The following is a 19,764-nucleotide window of genomic DNA, read 5'->3' on the forward strand; positions in this document are numbered from 1 at the left end:
AAGGTCATTGCCCATGCCCGGCCTTCGTCCCCTTGCCGTTATCGCCATATTGCTGGCGGCCATGTTCGCGCTGAAATCGGTGTCGCTGGCCGATAGCGCCGTGGCGCTGATGAACACGCAAGGCGGTGACGAGCCGCAAGTGCTGGCCCCGCGGGCGGAAGCTGTGGATCAGCCTGCCGCCGCGCCGCCAGCGGCAACCCCCGCCCCGGCTTTTGAAGCCGAACCGGACGAGTTCAATGTCACGCGGTCCCAGTTCCAGCTTTGCGAACTGGTGGAGAACCGGCGTGTGGAGCTCGATATGCGCGAGGATGAGCTTGATACCCGCGAGGCGCTTCTGGAAGTTGCCGAGCGGCGTATCGAGGCGCGTATCGCGCGTATGGAGGCGCTGGAGACCAGTCTGGAAACACTTCTGGGCACGCTGGAAACCGAGCGCGAGCGCCGTGTCGGCGAGATCGTCTCGGTCTATGCCCAGCTGGAGCCGGAAAACGCGGCCGCGATCATGTCGCGCATGGACGAGGACACGCTGGTCCTGCTGGCGGAATCCCTGCAGCGCGATCAGGCACGGCGCTATGCGGCAATCCTGGCGGAGATGGATCCCGGCTTTGCCGCAGAGCTGACCTTGCGGCTGCGCTCGCGCGCCAATCCTCCGGAGACCCAGACCGAGGTGGAGGCCCGCCTTGCCGGCCGGGACAGCTAGGCTCGCCGCCCTTGCCGGGGCGTTGCTCCTTGCGGGGGTGAGCGCTGACGCGTGGGCGCAGGTGACAGGCAGCGTTGCCGTCGAGCGCACATCTGCCAGCACGCGCCTTGTCGTCACCTATCCCCAGTCCATGGGCGGGGAGCTGTCAGCAGATGCCGAGATAGCGGCCGGCGCGGTGCTGGTTGCGCGCTTTTCACAGCCTGTCTTTTTTGATGCTGCCTCGATCCCTTCCCAGACAGGCGGACTTGTTGCCATGGCAAGGCTCGACGAGGACGGGCGGGCCTTGCGTCTTGCGCTGAACCTGCAGGCCGAGCCGCATGTCAGCGTCTCCCACAACGTCATCGCGATTGATCTGACGCCTCCCGGGGCCGCGGCACCGGCCCCTGTTGTGTCCGAGTTCGAGCGCAATCGCAGGGCCGAGGCGCAGGCCGCTGCCGAGCGCGCAGCAGCAGCCAGTGCGCCGCCTCCGCCTGCCAATGTCGCCGTGCGCTCGGGTGAGGCGGCGGACTATACGCGCATCGAGTTCATCTGGCCGTCGCGCACCGGCTACACGCTGGAAAGCGGAAATGGCCGGGCGGCGCTGCGCTTTGATGCGCCGGGCGAGGTTGATCTGCGCCAGCTTTCTGCCAGCCCGCCCCGCCTGATCGAGATGGTGCGCGCTGCCAATGAGGATACCGGGCTTACCGTTACCGTGCTGCTGGAGGACGGGGCCACCGTCCGCGCGTGGGATGATGAGGATGGGCGGCGCATCGTACTGGACGTGCTGCCAGCGGGGCATGTGTCGCCTGAAGCCATGCTGGCCCTGCTGTCAGGCCTTGCTGATGAAGAAGCGGCAGCGCCGCCTGAACCGGAACGGGTTGAAGAGGCTGCGCAGCCAGCCACGCGGCCGGACCCGGTGCCCGATAGCGGCATTGTGCCAGTCCGCCTGACGCGCAGCGGCAATGACGCGCTATTGCATTTTGAATGGGCACACTTGCCGGGCCTTGCCGTTTTCCGGCGCCCGGATGCGGTGTGGCTGGTCTTTGATGCCGCCGCAGAGCTGGACGTGTCCGAGCTTGCAGAGGCGCCGCGCCGCCATGTGCGCGGATACCAGATCGTGGCAGGCGAGGACTATACCGCCCTGCGCATCGAGTCTCCCGAGGCCACCCTGCCTGATCCGGTGGCTGCGGGCGCGACCTGGACGGTTGCCCTGCGTGACAGTGTGGACCAGCCGCCGCGTCCTGTCGTGCTGATGCGCGAGACATTGCCCGGCCAGCCTGCCCGCCTCCGGCTCGGTCAGGAAGGTGCCCGCGCGGTGGTCAGGGTGGATGATCCGGTGCTGGGTGACAGCCTTCTGGTGCTCACCGCTGATGGGGCCAAGAGCGGTGTTCTTCTGCCCTATCGCATGGTCGAGGCGCACATATTGCCGTCTGTGCATGGCGTGGCCGTGCAGCCGCTGGCGGACGATCTTCAGCTTGTCCTGCGGGAGGGCGGTGCTGAGCTGACCCGGCCGGGCGGCATGGCCCTGTCGCGCGCGGGCGGCCCTGCGTCCGCCGCCAGTGCCGTGATGCCGACATCGCCCGGCTTTGCCGACCTTGTGGCATGGCGCGGCGGCGATGATTTTCAGTCAGGCCTGACGCTGGCCCTGCGGCGCGCATCAGGCGGCGAGCCGCGCGAGCTGCTCAATCTGGCGCGTTTCTATCTGGCGTGGGAGCTGGCCCCTGAAGCTCTCGGCGCGGCGCGTCTGGCGGCGCAGGCCGATAGCGAGCTGGCTGGCAGCGCAGAGCTGCGCGTGGTCAACGGTATCGCCATGCTGATGATGGGGCGGCTGCCGCGCGCGGAAGTGTTTCTGTCCGGCGCGGCACTCAACGAGGATCCGGCCGCGCAGCCCTGGCGCGGGCTGGTCGCGGCGCGCCGGTCTGACTGGGCTGAAGCGCGGCGCCGGTTTGATGCCGCCGAAGGAAGCAGCTTCTTCTTTGATCCGCTCTGGCGCGCACGGGTGCAGTCTGCCTATGCCCGCGCTGCCGCCGAGACCGGCGATGTCGGCGCCGCCTTGCGTGTGCTGGAGGGGATGGACCCTGAGCTCAACGATCCACAGGCCCGCGCCGAAGCTGAATTTGCCGCCGCGCGCGTGGCTGCTCTCTCAGGGCGCAATGACGAGGCGATCCGGCGTTTCGCGGCGCTGGCCGAAGACCCGTGGCTGCCTATCCAGGCCGCCGCCCTTCTCAATCAGGTCCGCCTTGAGCTGGATGAAGGACGGGTGGCGCCTACACAGGCTGCAGACACGCTGGCAAGCATCGCCTTGCGCTGGCGCGGAGACGATACCGAGCTGGAAGCAGCCCGGCAGCTGGGCGAGCTTTACGCAGAGGCCGGGCGTTTTGGCGATGCGCTGGATGTGATGAGCCAGGCCCGTCTGCGCCAGCCCGGCAGCGCGGCGGCGCGGGCTATTGCGAGCGATATGGACGCGCTGTTCCGCCGCCTGTTCCTGCGCGATGAGGCCGCGCGCATGTCGCCACTGGAGGCGCTGTCCCTCTTTAACGAGTATGCATCGCTGACCCCGCAAGGAGCCGACGGCGACCGGATGGTGCGCCGCGTGGCCGAGCGGCTGGTGGCGGTTGATCTGCTCGATCCGGCAGCCCAGCTCCTCCAGCATCAGGTCGATAACCGTTCCATGCCCGCGCAGGCGCGTGCGGCCATCGCCTCTGATCTGGCCGTGATCTATCTGATGGGGCGCCGTCATGAAGACGCGCTGCGCATCTTGCGCGCGACCCGCGTGGCGGGACTGGCGCCTGCGCTCGTCGCTGAACGCCGCCTTCTGGAAGCACGGGCCATGGCCGGTCTCGGCCGGGCTGATCACGCCCTTGAGATGATCGGGGATGATGACAGCCCCCAGGCGCGCCGTCTGCGGGCCGATATTGCATGGGAGCAGCGTGACTGGGCCAATGCCGCGCGCGGGCTGGAAGCTGTTCTGGGCGCGCGCTGGCGTGAGGATGAACCGCTGAGCGAGATAGAGGCGCGCGATGTGATGCGCGCGGCGATTGCCTATGCGCTGGCCGGGGATAGTGGCTCTCTGGAGCGTGTTGAAGCCCGTTACGGTGATCGTATGGCGGTGACGCGTCATCGCGGCAGCTTCAGCCTGGTTACCACCGAACTGCCCGCGCCGGGCGACCGGAGGCTGACAGAGCTGGTCTCCAGCCTCGCCAGCCGGGGCACGATGGATGCGTTTCTGACCGGATTTGCTCGCCGTTTCGAGGCGGGCGGGGAGCAGGGGCCGTCCTGAGGCTTAAAGCCTCAGGCACTAGATCGGCATGCGCAGGATTTCCTGATAGGCCCGGATCACCTGATCGCGTACGGCGATAACCGTTTCCAGCTGCACTTCAGCGGCGGCCATTGCGGTAACGACATCCACCAGCTCGGCCTGTCCGGCGGCATTCTGTGCGGTCAGGCTTTCGGACGCCTGCATGACGGCCTGCGTCTCGCTGAGCGCGTTCATCACCATGTCGCCAAAGCCGGAGGCGACCGGATTGCCCGCGCTGGCGGCACTGGCGGCGTTCGGGTCGGCCACTTGGCGGGCGGCCTGCGCATAGGCGCGGATGGCTGCGAGATCCATCGTTCAGTCTCCAGACTTTCCTAGCGGCGCAGAAGGTCCAGCGTGCGCTCCATCATGCGCCGCGTACCTTCCACCATGTTCATGTTCGCCTCGTAAGAGCGCTGCGCCTCGCGCATGTCCATCAGCTCGATCAGGCTGGAGACATTCGGATAGCGCACATAACCGTCCCCGTTGGCGGCCGGGTGGCCCGGCTCGTAGACCAGACGGAACTCCGATTCGTCCGCGCGCACGTCGGTCATGCGCACAAGGTTTGCTCCGGTAACGCGGTCCAGTTCGGCGCGGAAAACGGGCATCTGGCGCTGATAGGGGTTCTCGTCCGGCGTGCGCCCGGTAGAGGACGCATTGGCCAGGTTCTCCGCGATGATGCGCATGCGCGCGGACTGGGCGCGAAGGCCCGCCGCGGCGATCTGCAAGGTATCTGATGCGTTGTTGGACATGATCTATATCCTTCCCTTGCCTTATGCGCCCGGCCCGCGGGCCGCCATGCGGATGAGCGACAGGCTTTTCTGGTAAAGGCCGAGTGCGGTTTCAAAGCGCATGCGGTTCTCGCCTGAACGCACCATCTGTTCTTCCAGCACCACCGCATTCCCGTTGATCGTGGTTTCACTGTCGGGCGTTGCCATGGAACGCCATGCGCCCGAACCGCCAGAATTGACCCGCCCCTGAATATGGCCCGCTTCGGTGGCATTCAGCGTGACCCGGCGGGTGCTCTGGGCGCCAGACAGGGCGCGCGCGAACTCACTTTGCGGAATATCATCAGGCACATAGCCCGGCGTGTTGGCATTGGCGACGTTCTCGGCAATCACGCGCTGGCGGTCGGAATGATAGCCGAGCGCCTGGCGCAGTATGCCAAGGACAGGAATGTCATCCGGACGCATGCGTTTCGCTTCCCTTTTCGGCGCAGCCATTCTGGCGCGCAAGGCTCCACCCCCACCCTTGTGCTGATGCGGTTAAGAGTGGCTTAACCAAAGCCGCGACTCCCGCTAGCGGTTGAAGTCCGCAAAACGGACGGGCGCCCAAGGGGCTGCGCCCTTCCGCCGGGGAGCGCGCCAGATGGACGTAATGGATTTTGGACGCTATTTCGCGGCGCTTCTGCTCGTGCTGGGCCTGCTGGGCGCGTTGGCGCTGCTGGCAAGGCGTGCAGGGCTTGCCCATTTCCTCCCCAATATTCAGCGCCCGAATGCGCCGCGCCGCATGGAAGTGGCCTCCACCCTCATGCTCGATCCGCGCCGCCGCGTGGTGCTGGTGCGCGTGGACGATGAGGAGCATGTGATCCTGCTGGGCCTTGCCGGTGAGACGGTGCTGGACCGGCGTCCTGCTCCGCCCCGCTTTGAGCCTGTGGCGCCGGACACGGGCGATGAAGCTGCGCCGGAGGGTCAGTCCTGATGGCGTGGCTGCGTTCCAGGTCAGCGCTTTTCTGGAGCCTCGCGCTTGGCCTGCTGCTGGCCGGGCTGGCGTTTGGCGGCATGGCCGAGGCGCAATCGGTCAGCATTGATGTGGGCGAAGAGGATGGGCTGACCGAGCGGGTGATCCAGCTCGTCATCCTGTTGACGGTGCTGTCACTGGCGCCGTCCATCCTCATCATGACGACCAGTTTTGTGCGTATCATCGTCGTGCTGTCCCTGCTGCGTACGGCTGTCGGCCTGCAGCAGAGCCCGCCCAATGCGGTGCTGGTATCGCTCGCGCTGTTCCTCACCGCCTTCATCATGGCGCCTGTGTTCACACAAGCCTATGGCGAGGGCATCCAGCCCTATCTGGACGGGGAGATTGAAACCGAGGAGGCGTTCGAGCGGACTACTTCGCCGGTGAAGATGTTCATGCTGGCCCATACGCGCGAGGATGATCTGGCGCTGTTTTTCGACATCGCGCAGGTCCAGCCCGAAACGCCTGAGGCCACGCCCCTGCATGTGGTGGCGCCCGCCTTCATGATCTCCGAACTGCGCCGGGCCTTCGAGATCGGTTTTCTGCTTTTTATTCCCTTCCTCATCATCGATCTGGTGGTCGCCTCCATCCTGATGTCGATGGGCATGATGATGCTGCCGCCAGTCATCATCTCGCTGCCCTTCAAGCTGATCTTTTTCGTGCTGGTGGATGGCTGGCGGCTGGTGACAGGTTCGCTGGTGGAGAGCTTCCAGACCGGCGTACCTGGCGGATAGCGGCGTTGTGCCGCCTTTGGACCCGGCCGACGGGCGTATTAAAGAGACGTCCATGAGCGCGCTCCGGCCCCGTCCATCAAGACCCGTTCCCGCCAAACGTGGGGTGGCCCGTCAGGTGCGGCTGGTCCGTCTGCGCCTGATACGCGCCGCGCGGGGAAAATGGGCGGTGCCGGCCCTGTTCGTTGGCTCCTTCATCGATTCCACGATCTTCCCGTGGCCGGTGGCCCTGCCGCTGGCGGCGCAGATGCTGCGCGGGCGCCGGTATGTCTTTCCGGCCGCGGCCGCGGCGGCTCTGGGGTCCATCCTTGGCGGCCTGCTGGTCTACACGCTGGCCCGGCTGGCCTTTGATACCATTGCACCGATGATCGTTGATGATAGCGGCGCGGCAGCAACCCTGTCAGACGCCCGCGCGCGTATCGAGACCGGCGGCGCGGTGGCCGTGTTTGCCGCCATGCTGACGCCTGTGCCGGTACAGCTGACCAGTCTCGCTGCAGGGCTGGCCGGGGTTGGCGGCATGTGGTTTGCGCTGGCCATTACGCTGGGGCGGGGCCTGCGCTATTTCGCCATGGGGCTGGTGCTTTATGCGGTGGGCGACCGGATCGTGGCGGGCTGGCTGTGGCTGCCGCGCTGGGGAAGGTGGCTGCTCATCGCGTTTTTCGCCGCGCTGTTTGTCTGGCTGATCGCGGTGTCGCTCTAGAAGGTTCGCACCCGCTGGCCGGTTTCGATGCCGATAAAGCTGAGCAGATGGGCCAGCAATAGCAGCAGGAACACGGCAAGGCCGATGCATATCAGCGTCCAGGGCACCATCCTTGGGCCGCGCAGCGGGTCTGATGGCCGCCCGCTACGCCACGCGCTGAAGGCGAACAGGGCCAGTGCCGCAATCATCAGGATGAGCGTGAGGGTGAGGCTCATCAGGGGCCATCCTGTGCTGGGCAGTGACGCCGTGCTCGGTCTTTGTCCACACATAGGGTTGGCTGGCGATTTCGCGCAAGCCCCGTATGGCGGCAGGCGTCTGCAAGAGCCAGTAGAGCGGCAGCGCCGCCAGATCCCTGGCACGTGCCCGGAAACCTGCGCGCCGTGCGCCGCGTGCCGCCGCGAATATGGCTGCGCCATATCCCGCAGCTACGGGCAGTATGATCCAGGGAAGCTGTCCAGCCGCCAGACTGCCGGCGATCATCCAGATCACAAACAGCGCCGCCGGCCCGTGTATCAGCGCGCTGAGCACGTTCACCCCAAGCGATGCCTGCAGGGAGGCCATGGCGCGCAGGCCGCTTTCGCCCGTGAGACCGCCAGGCTGGCGCATCTGTACGCACCAGCTGATCGCATGGCCCTTCAGCCAGCGGCTGCGCTGCGCCACCCAGGCGCGGCGCGTAACGGGCGCTTCTTCCAGCGTGCCGTGGTCTATCATCCCGGTTTTCCAGCCATGGCGTGCCAGCCGGAAACCCAGATCCGCATCCTCGGTGACATTGTGAGAGTCCCAGCCGCCGCAGGCCACAAGGGCGTCACGCAAGAACACATTGCTGGTGCCGCCCAGCGGCAGCGGCCAGCCCATCCGCAGGAATAGCGGCAGGATAACGTGGAATTGCGCGGCATATTCCAGCGCGAACATGCGCGTCAGCCAGTTTTCGGAACGGTTATACCAGCCCAGCGGCGCCTGCACGCAGCCAAGCGCCGGGTCAGCTGCGAAGGCTTCTGCCGCTGCGCGCAGCTGCTGCGGGGCGGGGGCATCCTCCGCGTCATACACCGCAACAAGCGCTCCTGTGGTGCGCTGAAGCGCGAAGTTGAGGGCTTTGGGCTTGGTGCGCGGCCCGACCGGCGGCACCGCCATGACCCGTACCGGCAAACGGCTGGCATGGGCTTTCGCCGCTGCGTGGGCGGCGCGCAATGTCTCCCAGTCATCGGCCTCGATCGCCAGGGCGACGTCCATCCGGTCGCGCGGATAGTCCATCTGCGCCAGCTGCCTGACCAGCCCGGAGACAACAGAGGCCTCCTTGTGGAGCGCAACGATCACCGTCATCGAGGGGAGAGCGTGAGAGAACAGCGTGCGGCGCGGGCTGGTGTATGCAGGCAGAACCGCTGCGGCAAAGCGCAAGCCCGCCACACCCAGAAAGAGGAGTGAGGCCAGCGCACCCATGACCGTCAGCGCCAGGCCGGGGCTTATCGTTTCAAGCACAGCCAGAAACCCGGCCGGGCCGGCCCACAGGGCGCGCGGGACGCTCAGCGGATGGGCGGCGCTCGCCTGCGGGGCTTCATCTGCAAGTGCATAGGCGGCGCGATAGGCATGCGCATGGTTGCGCGTGGCCTTGAATGCGCCGGTAATGATCTGCGCCTGCGCTGGTGCGCGGCGTGATCTTTGCCCCACTGCATGCCCCATTGCCGCCAGCTCCCTGCGGAACGGCGGGTATGGTTAATGCAAATTAACGTTTAGGGCGAATCGTTTCGAATCACGCCTTCGGATTGAAGAGGAAGGTGCGTGTGGGCCGCATGAGGCTCGCATCGGCGAGATCAAAGGCGATGGTGGCGCTGGTCGGCCAGCCATAGGGCACGCCTTCCATGGCGTCTGCGCGCGCCGCCAGCGTATGGGCAAATTCGCCTATGCCGGGATTATGCCCGACCAGAACGATGGCTTCCGAGCCGCCCTCCAGCGCTTCGGAAACAGCCCGCTCGAGCATTTCCTGCGAGGCATGATAGAGCGCCATCGGGTCTTCAAGCTTGGCGCCGGGGAAGATGGCGCTCAGCGGCTTGAAGGTTTCGCGCGTGCGGCGGGCAGGGGAGACCAGGGCAAAATCCGCTATCAGCCCGGCGTTCTTCATGGCGTCTGCGGCACGGGCCGCATCCTCATGACCACGGGGGGTTAGCCCGCGCTCGAAATCGTCTTCAGCCTCCATCCGGTCAACGGCTTTGGCATGGCGCATGATGATGAGGCTGGGCATAATGGGTCCGCCAGTAAATCTGAACGAGGGGTGGAGGCGCGATGACCTTACATCGCCCAAGCCCGCTCCCTAAGTAAAGCGCATAACGCCCTGACAGCCGACAAACGGAGCTAACAGACCATGTCCCTCCTCCTTGGCGATACCGCCCCGGACTTCACCGCCGACACCACTGAAGGCCCTATCCGCTTCCATGACTGGATCGGTGACAAATGGGTGGTGTTCTTCTCCCACCCGGCCGATTTCACGCCCGTCTGCACGACCGAGCTCGGCTTTACCGCCAAGCTGAAAGACGAGTTCGCCAAGCGCAACGCCAAGGCGATCGCGCTCTCTGTCGACCCGCTTGACCAGCACAAGGCCTGGATCAAGGATATCGAGGAGACGCAAGGCACGGCGATGAACTTCCCGATCATCGCGGACGTTAACAAGGAGGTCTCCACCCTCTACACGATGATCCACCCGAAGGCGGACCCGAAGCTGACCGTGCGTGCCGTCTATGTGATCGATCCGAACAAGAAGATCCGCGCCACCTTCACCTATCCGCCAAGCGCAGGGCGCAACTTTACCGAGGTGCTGCGCCTGATCGACTCCCTCCAGCTGACCGATGGCTACAAGGTGGCCACGCCGGTGAACTGGACCGATGGTGAGGACGTGATCGTGGTACCCAGCCTCTCGGACGAAGACGCCGACAAGCTCTTCCCCAAGGGCTACAAGAAGATCAAGCCCTACCTGCGCGTCACGCCGCAGCCGAACAAGTAAGCGCATTCATCGCAGGAATGCCGGAAATGCCGGGCTCCGTAAGGGGCCCGGTTTTTTCTTTTGTAGCGTCTAACATCATGTGCTGCTGGCACCGATATCCCGCCTCGCGTGCAGTATCCTTTCAATGCGAACGCCGTCCACTGCCTGCTGGTAGAAGACCAGGTATCGCCCGAACGACCGCATCCGCAGGCCGGGTAGAAGATCGGAGCGTTCCGGCCATGCGAGGGGATTGGATTCGATATCCGCCGCCGTCTGCCGAAGCTCTGCGATGAAACTCAGCGCCCGCCTCGGATTGTCCTGCGCAATATAATCAGCAATCTCTTCCAGATCGCGCTCCGCTGCGGGCGAAAAGCGCAAACTCACTACGCAGCGCCTTGCGCCATCGCCTGGTACTTCGCTTCCAGCCGGTCAAACACCGCATCCGCGTCAACGCCGGGGCCGCTATTGGCGCCTTCTGCTATGGCCGTGCGCAAGGCTTCGAGCCGCGCCTGACGCAAGGCTTCGCGATCTTCGAGCAGGCGCAGCCCGTCCCGGATGATCTCGCTTTTCGAGTTATAGCGCCCGGAGGCGATCAACTCGTCCATCAGACTTTCGAAATGCCCGCCAAGGGCGTAGCTGCTGGGCATGACGTCTCCATCAGTTTGATCTTATGATAATTATTATCATAAATGGCATCAAATGCCAGTTCCACCGCTCCGCAAAAAAAGTTTGTAAAGCACCCTTGACGTAAAGCGAGCTTGACGCTACATCGTAAAGCACGCTTTACAACGGAGGTGAATTATGACTTTCTCAAAGAAACTTCGCATCGGTCTGGTCGCGCTGGCAGGTTCGGCAACATTGCTGGCATGGACGGGTGCGGGGGCCGCGTATTTTTTGGACGCGCCGCGGGCGGTCTTTGTGGTTGCGCTGATTGCAGCGGCACTGGCGACCGAGGCGCTTTTCTGGCTGACCATGTTCGTACTGGGCTGGACAGCGTTTGCGAACCGTCACTGGCTAATACGCCTGTTTACTGGCGGCCAGAAGCCTGGTGACGCCCATCAAGCCTGAAGGACACGCATGATCAATCTCGTCCCGGAAACCTACTCCGCCCCGCCGTCTGCCCGCCGCCGCTATATCTGGCGCACCATGGCGATGCTGGTTGCCGTGCTGGCCCTGCATGCCGGCTATTATGTGGTGGGCGGGGAGCCGGGAGAAGCAGGTCCGTTGAACCTTGCCATGCTGGCGATCTGTATCGTCTTCGTGGCAGGGGGGAGCTACGAGATTATCACCCTTATCCGCGCGCTCGATGAGCTGCAGCAGCGCATCCACATCCTCGCCTGGGCGGTTGGCGGCTGTCTGGCCGTGACGGTGATGTTCCTGTGGGGCCTCGCAACGGTGCTGATAGGCGCGCCAGTCTTGGAGCCGATCATGTCGGTCGTGCTGGCGACGCTTGGGTATTACGTGTCGCTGTTTTGGTTCAGCCGACAATACAATTAGACGCAATGCGGAGGACGATGCCGATGCGCTCTTCTCAAGACGAAGCGGTGGGTGTGCGCCACCCGATAAGGGCGACCGGCACGCTGGCTTTCCTGCTGCTTCTGGTGACGATAGGGGTGTTCATCGCGTTTATGTTCGCGCTGACGCGCGGGCAGCCGGGCGTGCTCACGCTCGCGATACTGGGCGGGGCAGTGCTGGTCAGCTTCGCTCTCTGGGTGCGGGAAAATCATATCGCCAGTTCGGCGGCGAATGCGCCCGCCATCCCCCGCCGCGAGTTGAAGGCTGCCTGGCTTGTTCCCGTGCAGTCCGGCATCGTGATGGCTTATGTTGCGGCGCTCATGGCCTCATTTCTTTATGCCCCCGGCCTGACGGGGTTTCAGAGCGGCGTGTTGCAGAGCCTGCCGATAGCGTTCGCTGCCGGATGGGTAGCGCTATGGATCTACAACATCGTGGAAAGCGACGAGATGGTCCGGCGCATGATGATTACTGCGACGGCGATCTCTGCCGGGGCAGTACTCTGCCTGGCAACGTTCTGGGGGCTTATTGCAGTTCATCGCGGATTGCCGGAGTTCAGCTCGATCTTTCTGTTTCCGGCTTTCGCCATGATTTACGGCTTTGCTGCCATGTTCTTGACCAGCCGCCACTCATGAAGAACCGGCTGAAAGAATTGCGCGGGGAGCGCGGCTGGAGTCAGGCGCATCTGGCAGAGCAGCTGGATGTGTCGCGCCAGACCGTGATCTCGCTGGAGAACGGCAAGTATGATCCGTCCTTGCCGCTGGCGTTCAAAATCGCGCGCCTGTTTGGTCAGCCCATCGAGGCGATCTTCGATGATAGTGCGCAAGACTGAGGGCAGGGCTGTCATTGACGGGTGCGCTTGCGAGGTCTACCTGCCAGCCCATCCTTCAACGACAGACAGGACGCCCGTCCCATGAGTGAGTATTCCGCCCTAGCCGCCAACGCCAAAGCCTGGCCGTTCGAGCTCGCGCGGGAACTCCTCAAACGCGTGGAGAAACGCGGCGATGCCTCAAAGCCCGTCGTGTTCGAGACCGGCTATGGCCCGTCCGGCCTGCCGCACATTGGCACGTTCGGCGAGGTGGTGCGCACCACCATGGTGCGCCATGCGTTCGAGGTGCTGACGGATGGGAAAATCCCGACGCGCCTGATCTGTGTCTCCGACGATATGGACGGGATGCGCAAAGTGCCCGGCAATATCCCGAACCCGGAGAGCCTGGAGCCGCACCTGCAGCGCCCGCTGACCGATGTGCCGGATCCATTCGGTACGCATGAAAGCTTCGGCCACCACAATAATGCGCGCCTGCGCGCGTTTCTGGACGGGTTCGGCTTTGAGTACGAGTTCCTCTCCGCGACCGAGCTTTACCGCTCTGGCGCGTATGACCAGATGCTGCTCACGGCGCTGGAGCGCTATGACGACATCATGAAGGTAATGCTGCCCACCCTCGGGGAAGAGCGCCGCGCCACCTACAGCCCCTTCCTGCCGCTAAGCCCGAAAACGGGCCGCGTGCTCTACGTGCCGATGAAATCCATTGATGCGAAGGCCGGCACGATCACCTTTGATGATGAGGATGGCGAGGAGCTGACGCTGCCCGTCACCGGCGGCAACACCAAGCTGCAATGGAAGCCGGATTTCGGCGCGCGCTGGGCCGCGCTGGGCGTCGATTTCGAGATGTATGGCAAGGACCACCAGGTCAATGGCACCATCTATTCGCGTATCTGCCGCATCATTGGCGCCGAGCCGCCGGTGCAGTTCTGCTACGAGCTCTTCCTCGACCAGCAGGGCGAGAAAATCTCCAAGACCAAGGGCAATGGCATCGCGGTGGAGGAGTGGCTGCGCTATGCGCCGGCCGAGAGCCTCGCGCTCTACATGTTCCAGAAGCCGAAAACCGCAAAGCGGCTGTATTTCGACGTGATCCCGAAGGCGGTCGATGAGTATCGCCAGCATCTGGCCGCCTATGCGGGCCAGACGCCCGAGCAGCGGATTGAGAACCCGGTCTGGCACATCCATTCCGGCGAGCCGCCAGCCCCCGGCGCGGATATTTCCTTCGCGTTGATGCTCAATCTGGTGTCGGCGGCAAACGCGTCCAGCAAGGAGACGCTGTGGGGCTTTATCGGCCGCTATGCGCCCGACGCGAGCCCGGCGAGCGAGCCCTTCCTCGACCGGCTGGCCGATTATGCGCTCGCCTACTATGAGGATTTCGTCAAACCGGCCAAATCCTACCGTGCACCGTCCGAGCAGGAGCGGGAAGGGCTGGCAGGTCTCGTGGCGCGTCTCGAAGCGCTGTCACCCGATGAACGCGACGCGGAACTGATCCAGACGGAAGTCTATTCAGCGGGCAAGGATGCGGGCTTTGAGCAGCTGCGTGACTGGTTCCAGGCACTCTACGAAGTGCTGCTGGGTCAGTCACAAGGCCCGCGCTTTGGCGGGTTTGCGGCCATTTACGGCCTGCCGCGCACGATCGCTCTCATCCGGCGCGCGCTGGATGGCCAGGATCTGAGCCAGGGCTAGTCCTCGCCGAACGCGTCTACCAGCGTCGTCACGTAAGAAAAACTTGACTCAATGTCGCCTATTTCCTACATGAAGATATGTAAGGTATTTCATACCAAAAGTCGGAAAGGTTTGACATGTCATTTCACGAGAAAAGCAATGCCCTGATGCTCGGTGCGATCGTGCTGGTCTACGGGGTCTATTTTGTGCTGGTGCTGGGCCAGCCGCTCATGACCGGCGCGCAGATCAACACCGAAACCGGGCTTGTCATGTCCAACGGGCTGATGCTGGGCAGTGTGGTGGTACTCGTTGCGATTGCCATTGCCGGTCATGTGCTGATTGCGGTGCTGGCGCCGAAAGACGCCGACAAGCACGACGAACGCGACAAGCTGATCGAGATGCGCGGCGACCAGCGTGGCGGGTTTGTCATGGCGTTCGGTGCGGTATGCGCCATGGGCCTTGCGATGATCGCGGCCGCGCATTTCTGGATCGTCAATGCAATCCTTGCCGGGCTGGTGCTGGGCGAGATCGTCAAGGCGGTCTCCAAGCTAATCGATTACCGCCGGGGCGTATGACGATGGGCAAGGGCAAGACCCGCATCGCCAACACGATCCGCGAGCAGCGTTTTCACGCTGGCGAGATGACGCAGGCCGAGCTCGCCGACGCGGTGGGCGTCACCCGCCAGACCGTGATTGCGATGGAGCAGGGACGCTATTCGCCCTCGCTGGAGGTGGCGTTCCGCGTGGCCCGCGTCTTCGGCAAGCCTCTCGAAGAGGTGTTCTCTTACGAGGATTAGAGGGTGAGGGGTGGTGTCTCCCCCCGTTTACGGGGGGAGTGGCCCGAAGGGTCGAGGGGGGGGGAGATTGCACAAGAGTTCCCCCCTCCGTCAGCTTCGCTGACACCTCCCCCGTAAACGGGGGAGGACAGAGCAGGAAGCCCTACCGGCGGCCAAGGGTCGCCGCAAGCGCGACCGCGCGCCCGAGCCTATGCGAGGCGCGACGCACGAATGTGCGGAGCATCACTAGTTACTGGCTCGCCCAGACGATGCGGGCCATCCAGACCAGCTCGCTGACATCCAGCACACGGGTCTCGTACTCGGCATTGAGCGAGATCAACTCCACCGTGCGCGCCGTGGTGCGGCCAAGCTCCTTGGCCATTACCTCGCCGGTGCGCAGCTTGGCCACCACGCGGTCGCCGCGGCGCAGCTGGGCATGGGGCGCAACCACGATCCGGTCTCCGGGCCGGTAAACCGGCAGCATGGATTCGCCGGAGATTTCCAGCGCATAGCAGGCCTCGTCATCAAGGCCCGGAAAGATCACCTCTTCCCAGCCCGACCCGACCGGAAAGCCGGCATCATCGAAAAAGCCCTGATTGCCGGCTTGTGCCAGACCGATCAGCGGCACAGAGCGTCCGGCAATCGTGTCGGTGGCAAGGCCGGCGAATTCGGCAAAGCTGACCTTGGCGGCTTCCAGCGCCTTGGCCAGGCTCTCGGTGGACGGCCAGCGCGGCTTGCTGTCCGATGAGGCCACGCGCTTGGACGGGTTGAAGGTGGTGGGGTCCAGCCCCGCTTGCCGGGCGAGGCCGGATGGCGTCGTTCCTGCGCGCTGGGCAAGCCGGTCAATACCGCGCCAGACCTGGGCGTGGGTGAGCATGGCCGCGCCTCCTTCGTTAATGATAAGGAATTTATTCCTCTGCCGGGGAAGAATGTCAAGCCTTGCGCCCGCCCTTGCCGGAGCGTTGCTGGCGGTCTAGAGCGATGCCATGACCGATGATGTGATCTACCGTTTTGCCGATCCCGCCGTGCTGGGCGCTGCCGCGCTGGCGGGCAGCTATGAGGGCGAGGCCCACGACCATGCCGATGGCTTCATCCATTGCTCGGCCCGCCATCAGCTGGAAGGCACGCTTGCAGCCCATTTTGAGGGCGTGGAGCGCGTAGCGCTGGCCGTGATCGATGCAAAGGCGCTGGGCGGCAGTCTGAAATGGGAAAAGTCGCGCGGCGGCGAGCTGTTTCCGCATATTTACGGGGCGCTGCCGTTTGCCGCGATCAAGTCTGTGCATATTCTGCGGCGTGATGATACGGGCGGCTGGCGCCTGCCGGAGGAGCTGTAATGGCGCTTGCTGATCTCGCTGCGAAAAGCCTCACGCTTCTGCCGCCTGAAACCGCGCACAGGATGAGCCTGAAGGCGCTGGCAGCCGGTCTTGGCCCGAAACTGGCGGCAGACGCGGACCCCGTTCTGGCAACCTCCATCGCCGGGATCGAGCTTTCCCACCCGGTCGGGCTGGCCGCAGGCTATGACAAGAATGGCGAAGCGCCCGATGCCTTGCTGGCGGCAGGTTTTGCGTTTGTGGAGCTGGGCGCGGTTACGCCCCGCCCGCAGGTTGGTAATCCGCATCCGCGCCTCTTCCGTCTACGCGAGGACCGCGCCGTCATCAACCGTATGGGCTTCAACAATGAGGGGCTGGACGCGCTGAAAACCCGGCTGGAGGCACGCGCCGGAAAGCCCGGTATCGTTGGCATCAATCTCGGCGCCAACAAGGATAGCGAGGACCGGGCGGGCGATTATGTGACGCTGGTCAAGGCGCTCAAGGGTCTCGCCAGCTTCTTCACCATCAATATCTCCTCGCCCAACACGCCGGGCCTGCGCGACATGCAGGGCGAGGAAGCGCTGGGCGCGCTGCTGGCTCGCGTCAATGATGCGCGCTGGACCGAGCCGGTCTTCCTGAAAGTGGCCCCTGATCTCGATGCGGCAGGCATTGAATCCATCGTGCGCGTGGCGATGGAGAACCGCATTTCCGGCCTCATCGTGTCGAACACCACGCTCGCCCGGCCGGATTCCCTGAAAAGCCAACATAAAGTCGAGGCGGGTGGTTTGTCCGGCGCGCCGCTGACCCATGCCTCCACCGAAGTGCTGCGTCAGGTGCGTATAGCCGCCGGGCCGGACCTGCCGCTGATCGGGGTTGGTGGTATCAATTCGGTGGACAGCGCCTACGCCAAGATCCGGGCAGGCGCGAGCGCGATCCAGCTCTACACCGCGCTGGTCTATGAAGGGCCGGGACTTGTGAAGCGCTTGCGCGACGGTCTCGCCGCGCGCCTCAAAGCTGACGGCTATACATCTCTCGCCGAAGCGGTGGGTGTTGACGCCTGAGCGATGATGTCGCGTTTCAGCCCTGAAAGACCAAGGCTGAGCGTGCCCGCCCGCGCGATGTAATAGCCCAGAAACGCCAGCCACAGCCCCGTTCCGCCAAAGGCCGGGCGCAGCGCAAAATCCAGCGCCAGATAGATCAATAGCGCGGCGATCATCGCATTGCGCATGAGCGGGCCTCTGGTGGTGCCGATCATCAGCCCGTCGAGCTGCCAGCTGGCAAACCCCATCAGCGGCACCAGCGCGCACAACGGCAGATAGGCCATGGCCGCCGCGCGCGTGGCGGGGTCTGTGGTGATAAGGCCGATCAGGGCTTCGCCCGCCAGCAGCAGCATGAGGCTTGCCAGCACGGCAAAGCCCGCGGCCTGTTCGGTTGTCAGGCGCAGCGCGCGTTTAAGCCCCTTCCAGTCGCCTTTGCCTGCGGCCTTGCCGGTCACGGTCTCGGTCACATGGGCAAAGGCATCGAGGAAATAGGCGATGATGGAGATGAACTGGAGCAGCACCGCATTGCCCGCCATGACCTCGGTGCCTTCGCGCAGGCTCGCCTCGTTGAACCAGGCAAAGCCCGCCAGCAAAGCCAGCGTGCGCAGGAAGATGTCGCGGTTTACCCCCAGCAAGCGGCGGATGGCGGCAGGGGCCAGAATGAGCGCGAGCGGGACAGAAGCCGCGATCCGGCTGCGCAGTATCCACGCCACGATGGCAATGCCGGGCAGAAGATGCAGCCACAGCGCCAGCGTGCTCGCCCAGGCGACGCCGGCCACGCCCCAGCCAAACCCGGCCACGAAGAGGATGGAAAGCCCGGCATTGATGACGTTCAGCACGGCCTGCAGGGCGAGCGCCATGCCGGTGCGCCCCAGCCCGATCAGCCAGCCATAAAGGGCAAATCCGGCCAGCGCCGCAGGCGCGCTCCAGATGCGCGCATCGAAATAGGCCCGGCCTGCTGCCTCCACGCCGCTTTCGGCGGAGAAGAGGGTGAAGGCCAACTCGCGCAAGGGCCATTGGGCCAGAACCAGCGCAGCACCGATGACCAGCCCGGTAATGATGCCGCGTAAGAGGCTGGCGCGTAATTCCGCCTCGTCACCCCGCCCGTCTGCCTGCGCGGTCAGTCCCGTCATCCCCATGCGGAGAAAGCCGAACGCCCAGAAGATGAAGTTGAAGATCAGCGCGCCCAGCGCCACGGCGGCGATCTCGGCGGTGGTGCCGGTGCGGCCTATGACGGCAATGTCCACCAGCCCCACCAGTGGCGTTGCGATATTCGCCGCCATGATCGGCAGGGCGAGGGCCAGAACCTTCCGGCGGGTGAGGGACGATGCAGATGCCATGTGCGCCGCATAAATCCAAACCGGCGCCCTCGCAAACGCGATGAGTTCACATTAGCTTGCGGGGCATGACGCCCTGCCGGCGAGATGAGGAGACCGCCCATGATCCGTGCCTATGCCGCGAGCGAGCGAGCCGGGAAATTTGAAGAGATCAGCTTTGATCCCGGCCCTCTGGGCGATGATGAGGTGGAGCTGAGGGTGGAGGCCTGCGGGCTCTGCCATTCAGATCTTTCCCTGCTGGACGAGGAATGGGGCGAGACGCAGTTTCCGCTGGTGCCGGGCCATGAAGTGGTCGGCACAGTGGCGGCGGTGGGCCGCTCGGTGACGCATCTCAAACCCGGTGACCGGGTGGGTGCGGGCTGGATGTCCCGCTCTTGCCTCACCTGCCACAACTGCATGGGCGGGGATCATAATCTCTGCAAGGCCTCTGAAGGCATCGCGCTTGGCCGCCATGGCGGATTTGCTGACGCCGTGCGCCTGCAGGCGGCCTGGGCGGTAAAGCTGCCAGAGGGGCTGGATGCGCGCAGCGCCGGGCCGCTCTTTTGCGGGGGTATCACCGTGTTTGCGCCCATTCTCGAATTTGGCGTGAAGCCGACCGACCGCGTCGGTGTGATCGGGATTGGCGGGCTCGGCCATCTCGCCGTCCAGTTCCTCAAAGCCTGGGGCTGTGAGGTGACGGCCTTTACCTCCACAGGCTCCAAGGCCGAGGAAGCGCGTGCGCTTGGTGCGCACCGGGTCGTCGATAGCCGTTCAAAAGACGCGCTGAAAGCCGAGGCCGGGCGGCATGATTTCATCCTCTCCACGGTCGCCGTACCGCTGGACTGGAACCGCTACATCGCCGCGCTCGCGCCCAAGGGCCGCTTGCATACGGTGGGCGTCATCTCCGAACCCATTCCGGTGCCTGCTTTCAGCCTGATCGGAGGTCAGAAATCAGTCTCCGGTTCTCCGGTCGGCAGCCCGGCGGTGATGGCGAAAATGCTGGAGTTCTGCGCGCGCCATTCAATCGCGCCTCATGTCGAATACATGCCGATGAGCCAGATTGACGAGGCGTTCCAACGCCTTCGCGACGGCAAGCCGCGCTACCGTATCGTGCTGGAAAATGACTTTGCCTGATGAAAAATGGCCCCCGCGCCAGAAGGGCGCGAGGGCCAGTGACTGCCTCGGCCAAAAGGGAATAAAGCCGGGCAAATCT

Annotated in this window: 26 protein-coding genes; 16 read left to right on the forward strand and 10 right to left on the reverse strand. The window is 64.4% G+C overall.

Annotation, left to right across the window (positions count from 1 at the left end):
- Positions 1-13 precede the first annotated feature (13 nt).
- Positions 14-697 (forward strand): MotE family protein, encoded by a 684-nt coding sequence (locus ACTIGC_RS04495; RefSeq protein WP_127568087.1) that lies wholly within the window; start codon positions 14-16, stop codon positions 695-697.
- A 37-nt stretch (positions 698-734) separates the two neighbouring features.
- On the forward strand, positions 735-3,956 hold the full coding sequence (locus ACTIGC_RS04500) for a hypothetical protein (protein ID WP_439633264.1): 3,222 nt from the start codon (positions 735-737) through the stop codon (positions 3,954-3,956).
- An 18-nt stretch (positions 3,957-3,974) separates the two neighbouring features.
- Here ACTIGC_RS04500 and fliE read toward each other — a convergent pair whose 3' ends face one another.
- Genes fliE through ACTIGC_RS04515 form a run of 3 tightly spaced genes read right to left on the reverse strand, consistent with a single transcriptional unit; the run spans position 3,975 to position 5,194 of the window.
- Positions 3,975-4,286 carry a flagellar hook-basal body complex protein FliE gene (fliE, locus tag ACTIGC_RS04505; RefSeq protein ID WP_439633265.1) on the reverse strand — a complete coding sequence of 104 codons (312 nt, stop codon included), beginning with the start codon at positions 4,284-4,286 and terminating at the stop codon, positions 3,975-3,977.
- A gap of 20 nt (positions 4,287-4,306) precedes the next feature.
- Entirely contained in the window at positions 4,307-4,723 is a 417-nt protein-coding gene (flgC, locus tag ACTIGC_RS04510; protein ID WP_127568081.1) for a flagellar basal body rod protein FlgC, read from the reverse strand.
- Between the two features lie 21 nt (positions 4,724-4,744).
- Complete coding sequence (locus tag ACTIGC_RS04515; protein WP_439633266.1) at positions 4,745-5,194, reverse strand: flagellar basal body protein; 450 nt, start codon at positions 5,192-5,194, stop codon at positions 4,745-4,747.
- Positions 5,195-5,339: 145 nt separating this feature from the next.
- On the opposite strand from ACTIGC_RS04515, the gene ACTIGC_RS04520 reads away from it, so the two are divergent.
- From ACTIGC_RS04520 to ACTIGC_RS04530, 3 genes are read left to right on the forward strand one after another with little or no spacing between them, the layout of a single operon-like run.
- A complete protein-coding gene (locus tag ACTIGC_RS04520) occupies positions 5,340-5,672 on the forward strand; it encodes a flagellar biosynthetic protein FliO (protein WP_439633267.1) in 333 nt (110 codons plus the stop codon).
- Positions 5,672-6,442 (forward strand): flagellar type III secretion system pore protein FliP, encoded by a 771-nt coding sequence (fliP, locus tag ACTIGC_RS04525; protein WP_439633268.1) that lies wholly within the window; start codon positions 5,672-5,674, stop codon positions 6,440-6,442. Before ACTIGC_RS04520 ends, fliP begins: the two co-directional genes overlap by 1 nt.
- A gap of 52 nt (positions 6,443-6,494) precedes the next feature.
- On the forward strand, positions 6,495-7,139 hold the full coding sequence (locus ACTIGC_RS04530) for a YqaA family protein (protein WP_439633269.1): 645 nt from the start codon (positions 6,495-6,497) through the stop codon (positions 7,137-7,139).
- Here ACTIGC_RS04530 and ACTIGC_RS04535 read toward each other — a convergent pair.
- The 3 genes from ACTIGC_RS04535 to ACTIGC_RS04545 all read right to left on the reverse strand — a co-directional run bounded on the left by ACTIGC_RS04535 (position 7,136) and on the right by ACTIGC_RS04545 (position 9,375).
- Positions 7,136-7,354 carry a hypothetical protein gene (locus ACTIGC_RS04535; RefSeq protein ID WP_439633270.1) on the reverse strand — a complete coding sequence of 73 codons (219 nt, stop codon included), beginning with the start codon at positions 7,352-7,354 and terminating at the stop codon, positions 7,136-7,138. The two genes, ACTIGC_RS04530 and ACTIGC_RS04535, sit on opposite strands and share 4 nt — an antisense overlap.
- Complete coding sequence (locus tag ACTIGC_RS04540) at positions 7,284-8,816, reverse strand: glycosyltransferase (protein WP_439633271.1); 1,533 nt, start codon at positions 8,814-8,816, stop codon at positions 7,284-7,286. The genes ACTIGC_RS04535 and ACTIGC_RS04540 overlap by 71 nt, the downstream gene beginning before the upstream one ends.
- Before the next feature lie 70 nt (positions 8,817-8,886).
- Entirely contained in the window at positions 8,887-9,375 is a 489-nt protein-coding gene (locus ACTIGC_RS04545; protein WP_439633272.1) for a SixA phosphatase family protein, read from the reverse strand.
- 120 nt (positions 9,376-9,495) lie between these two features.
- On the opposite strand from ACTIGC_RS04545, the gene ACTIGC_RS04550 reads away from it, so the two are divergent.
- Complete coding sequence (locus tag ACTIGC_RS04550; protein WP_439633273.1) at positions 9,496-10,131, forward strand: peroxiredoxin; 636 nt, start codon at positions 9,496-9,498, stop codon at positions 10,129-10,131.
- A 75-nt stretch (positions 10,132-10,206) separates the two neighbouring features.
- On the opposite strand, the gene ACTIGC_RS04555 is transcribed toward ACTIGC_RS04550, so the two are convergent.
- Positions 10,207-10,494, reverse strand: a complete 288-nt coding sequence (locus ACTIGC_RS04555) for a type II toxin-antitoxin system RelE/ParE family toxin (RefSeq protein ID WP_439633274.1) — start codon at positions 10,492-10,494, stop codon at positions 10,207-10,209.
- Entirely contained in the window at positions 10,494-10,757 is a 264-nt protein-coding gene (locus tag ACTIGC_RS04560) for a type II toxin-antitoxin system ParD family antitoxin (RefSeq protein WP_439633275.1), read from the reverse strand. The genes ACTIGC_RS04555 and ACTIGC_RS04560 overlap by 1 nt, the downstream gene beginning before the upstream one ends.
- 154 nt (positions 10,758-10,911) lie before the next feature.
- Between ACTIGC_RS04560 and ACTIGC_RS04565 the strand changes: the two genes are divergently transcribed.
- From ACTIGC_RS04565 to ACTIGC_RS04595, 7 genes are all read left to right on the forward strand, one after another.
- Complete coding sequence (locus ACTIGC_RS04565) at positions 10,912-11,178, forward strand: hypothetical protein (protein WP_439633276.1); 267 nt, start codon at positions 10,912-10,914, stop codon at positions 11,176-11,178.
- A gap of 9 nt (positions 11,179-11,187) precedes the next feature.
- Positions 11,188-11,607 (forward strand): hypothetical protein, encoded by a 420-nt coding sequence (locus ACTIGC_RS04570; protein WP_439633277.1) that lies wholly within the window; start codon positions 11,188-11,190, stop codon positions 11,605-11,607.
- 23 nt (positions 11,608-11,630) lie between these two features.
- On the forward strand, positions 11,631-12,257 hold the full coding sequence (locus ACTIGC_RS04575) for a hypothetical protein (RefSeq protein WP_439633278.1): 627 nt from the start codon (positions 11,631-11,633) through the stop codon (positions 12,255-12,257).
- Positions 12,254-12,454, forward strand: coding sequence for a helix-turn-helix transcriptional regulator (locus ACTIGC_RS04580; RefSeq protein ID WP_439633279.1), 201 nt, complete (start codon positions 12,254-12,256; stop codon positions 12,452-12,454). Before ACTIGC_RS04575 ends, ACTIGC_RS04580 begins: the two co-directional genes overlap by 4 nt.
- Before the next feature lie 81 nt (positions 12,455-12,535).
- On the forward strand, positions 12,536-14,131 hold the full coding sequence (locus ACTIGC_RS04585; protein ID WP_439633280.1) for a lysine--tRNA ligase: 1,596 nt from the start codon (positions 12,536-12,538) through the stop codon (positions 14,129-14,131).
- A 116-nt stretch (positions 14,132-14,247) separates the two neighbouring features.
- A complete protein-coding gene (locus tag ACTIGC_RS04590; RefSeq protein WP_439633281.1) occupies positions 14,248-14,685 on the forward strand; it encodes a hypothetical protein in 438 nt (145 codons plus the stop codon).
- A 2-nt stretch (positions 14,686-14,687) separates the two neighbouring features.
- Positions 14,688-14,906 carry a helix-turn-helix transcriptional regulator gene (locus tag ACTIGC_RS04595; RefSeq protein ID WP_371392339.1) on the forward strand — a complete coding sequence of 73 codons (219 nt, stop codon included), beginning with the start codon at positions 14,688-14,690 and terminating at the stop codon, positions 14,904-14,906.
- A 229-nt stretch (positions 14,907-15,135) separates the two neighbouring features.
- On the opposite strand, the gene ACTIGC_RS04600 is transcribed toward ACTIGC_RS04595, so the two are convergent.
- On the reverse strand, positions 15,136-15,762 hold the full coding sequence (locus ACTIGC_RS04600; RefSeq protein ID WP_439633282.1) for a S24 family peptidase: 627 nt from the start codon (positions 15,760-15,762) through the stop codon (positions 15,136-15,138).
- A 109-nt stretch (positions 15,763-15,871) separates the two neighbouring features.
- On the opposite strand from ACTIGC_RS04600, the gene ACTIGC_RS04605 reads away from it, so the two are divergent.
- Both ACTIGC_RS04605 and ACTIGC_RS04610 read left to right on the forward strand, forming a co-directional pair.
- A complete protein-coding gene (locus tag ACTIGC_RS04605; RefSeq protein WP_439633283.1) occupies positions 15,872-16,219 on the forward strand; it encodes a DUF952 domain-containing protein in 348 nt (115 codons plus the stop codon).
- The gene (locus ACTIGC_RS04610) at positions 16,219-17,256 is read left to right on the forward strand and encodes a quinone-dependent dihydroorotate dehydrogenase (protein WP_439633284.1); all 1,038 of its coding nucleotides are present in this window, start codon (positions 16,219-16,221) and stop codon (positions 17,254-17,256) included. Before ACTIGC_RS04605 ends, ACTIGC_RS04610 begins: the two co-directional genes overlap by 1 nt.
- Here ACTIGC_RS04610 and ACTIGC_RS04615 read toward each other — a convergent pair.
- Entirely contained in the window at positions 17,217-18,575 is a 1,359-nt protein-coding gene (locus tag ACTIGC_RS04615; protein ID WP_439633285.1) for an MATE family efflux transporter, read from the reverse strand. The two genes, ACTIGC_RS04610 and ACTIGC_RS04615, sit on opposite strands and share 40 nt — an antisense overlap.
- A gap of 99 nt (positions 18,576-18,674) precedes the next feature.
- Here ACTIGC_RS04615 and ahr point away from each other — a divergent pair, with 99 nt between their 5' ends.
- The gene (gene ahr / locus ACTIGC_RS04620; RefSeq protein ID WP_439633286.1) at positions 18,675-19,685 is read left to right on the forward strand and encodes an NADPH-dependent aldehyde reductase Ahr; all 1,011 of its coding nucleotides are present in this window, start codon (positions 18,675-18,677) and stop codon (positions 19,683-19,685) included.
- Positions 19,686-19,764 lie beyond the last annotated feature (79 nt).

This window comes from Glycocaulis sp., assembly GCF_051859565.1.
GTDB lineage: Bacteria > Pseudomonadota > Alphaproteobacteria > Caulobacterales > Maricaulaceae > Glycocaulis.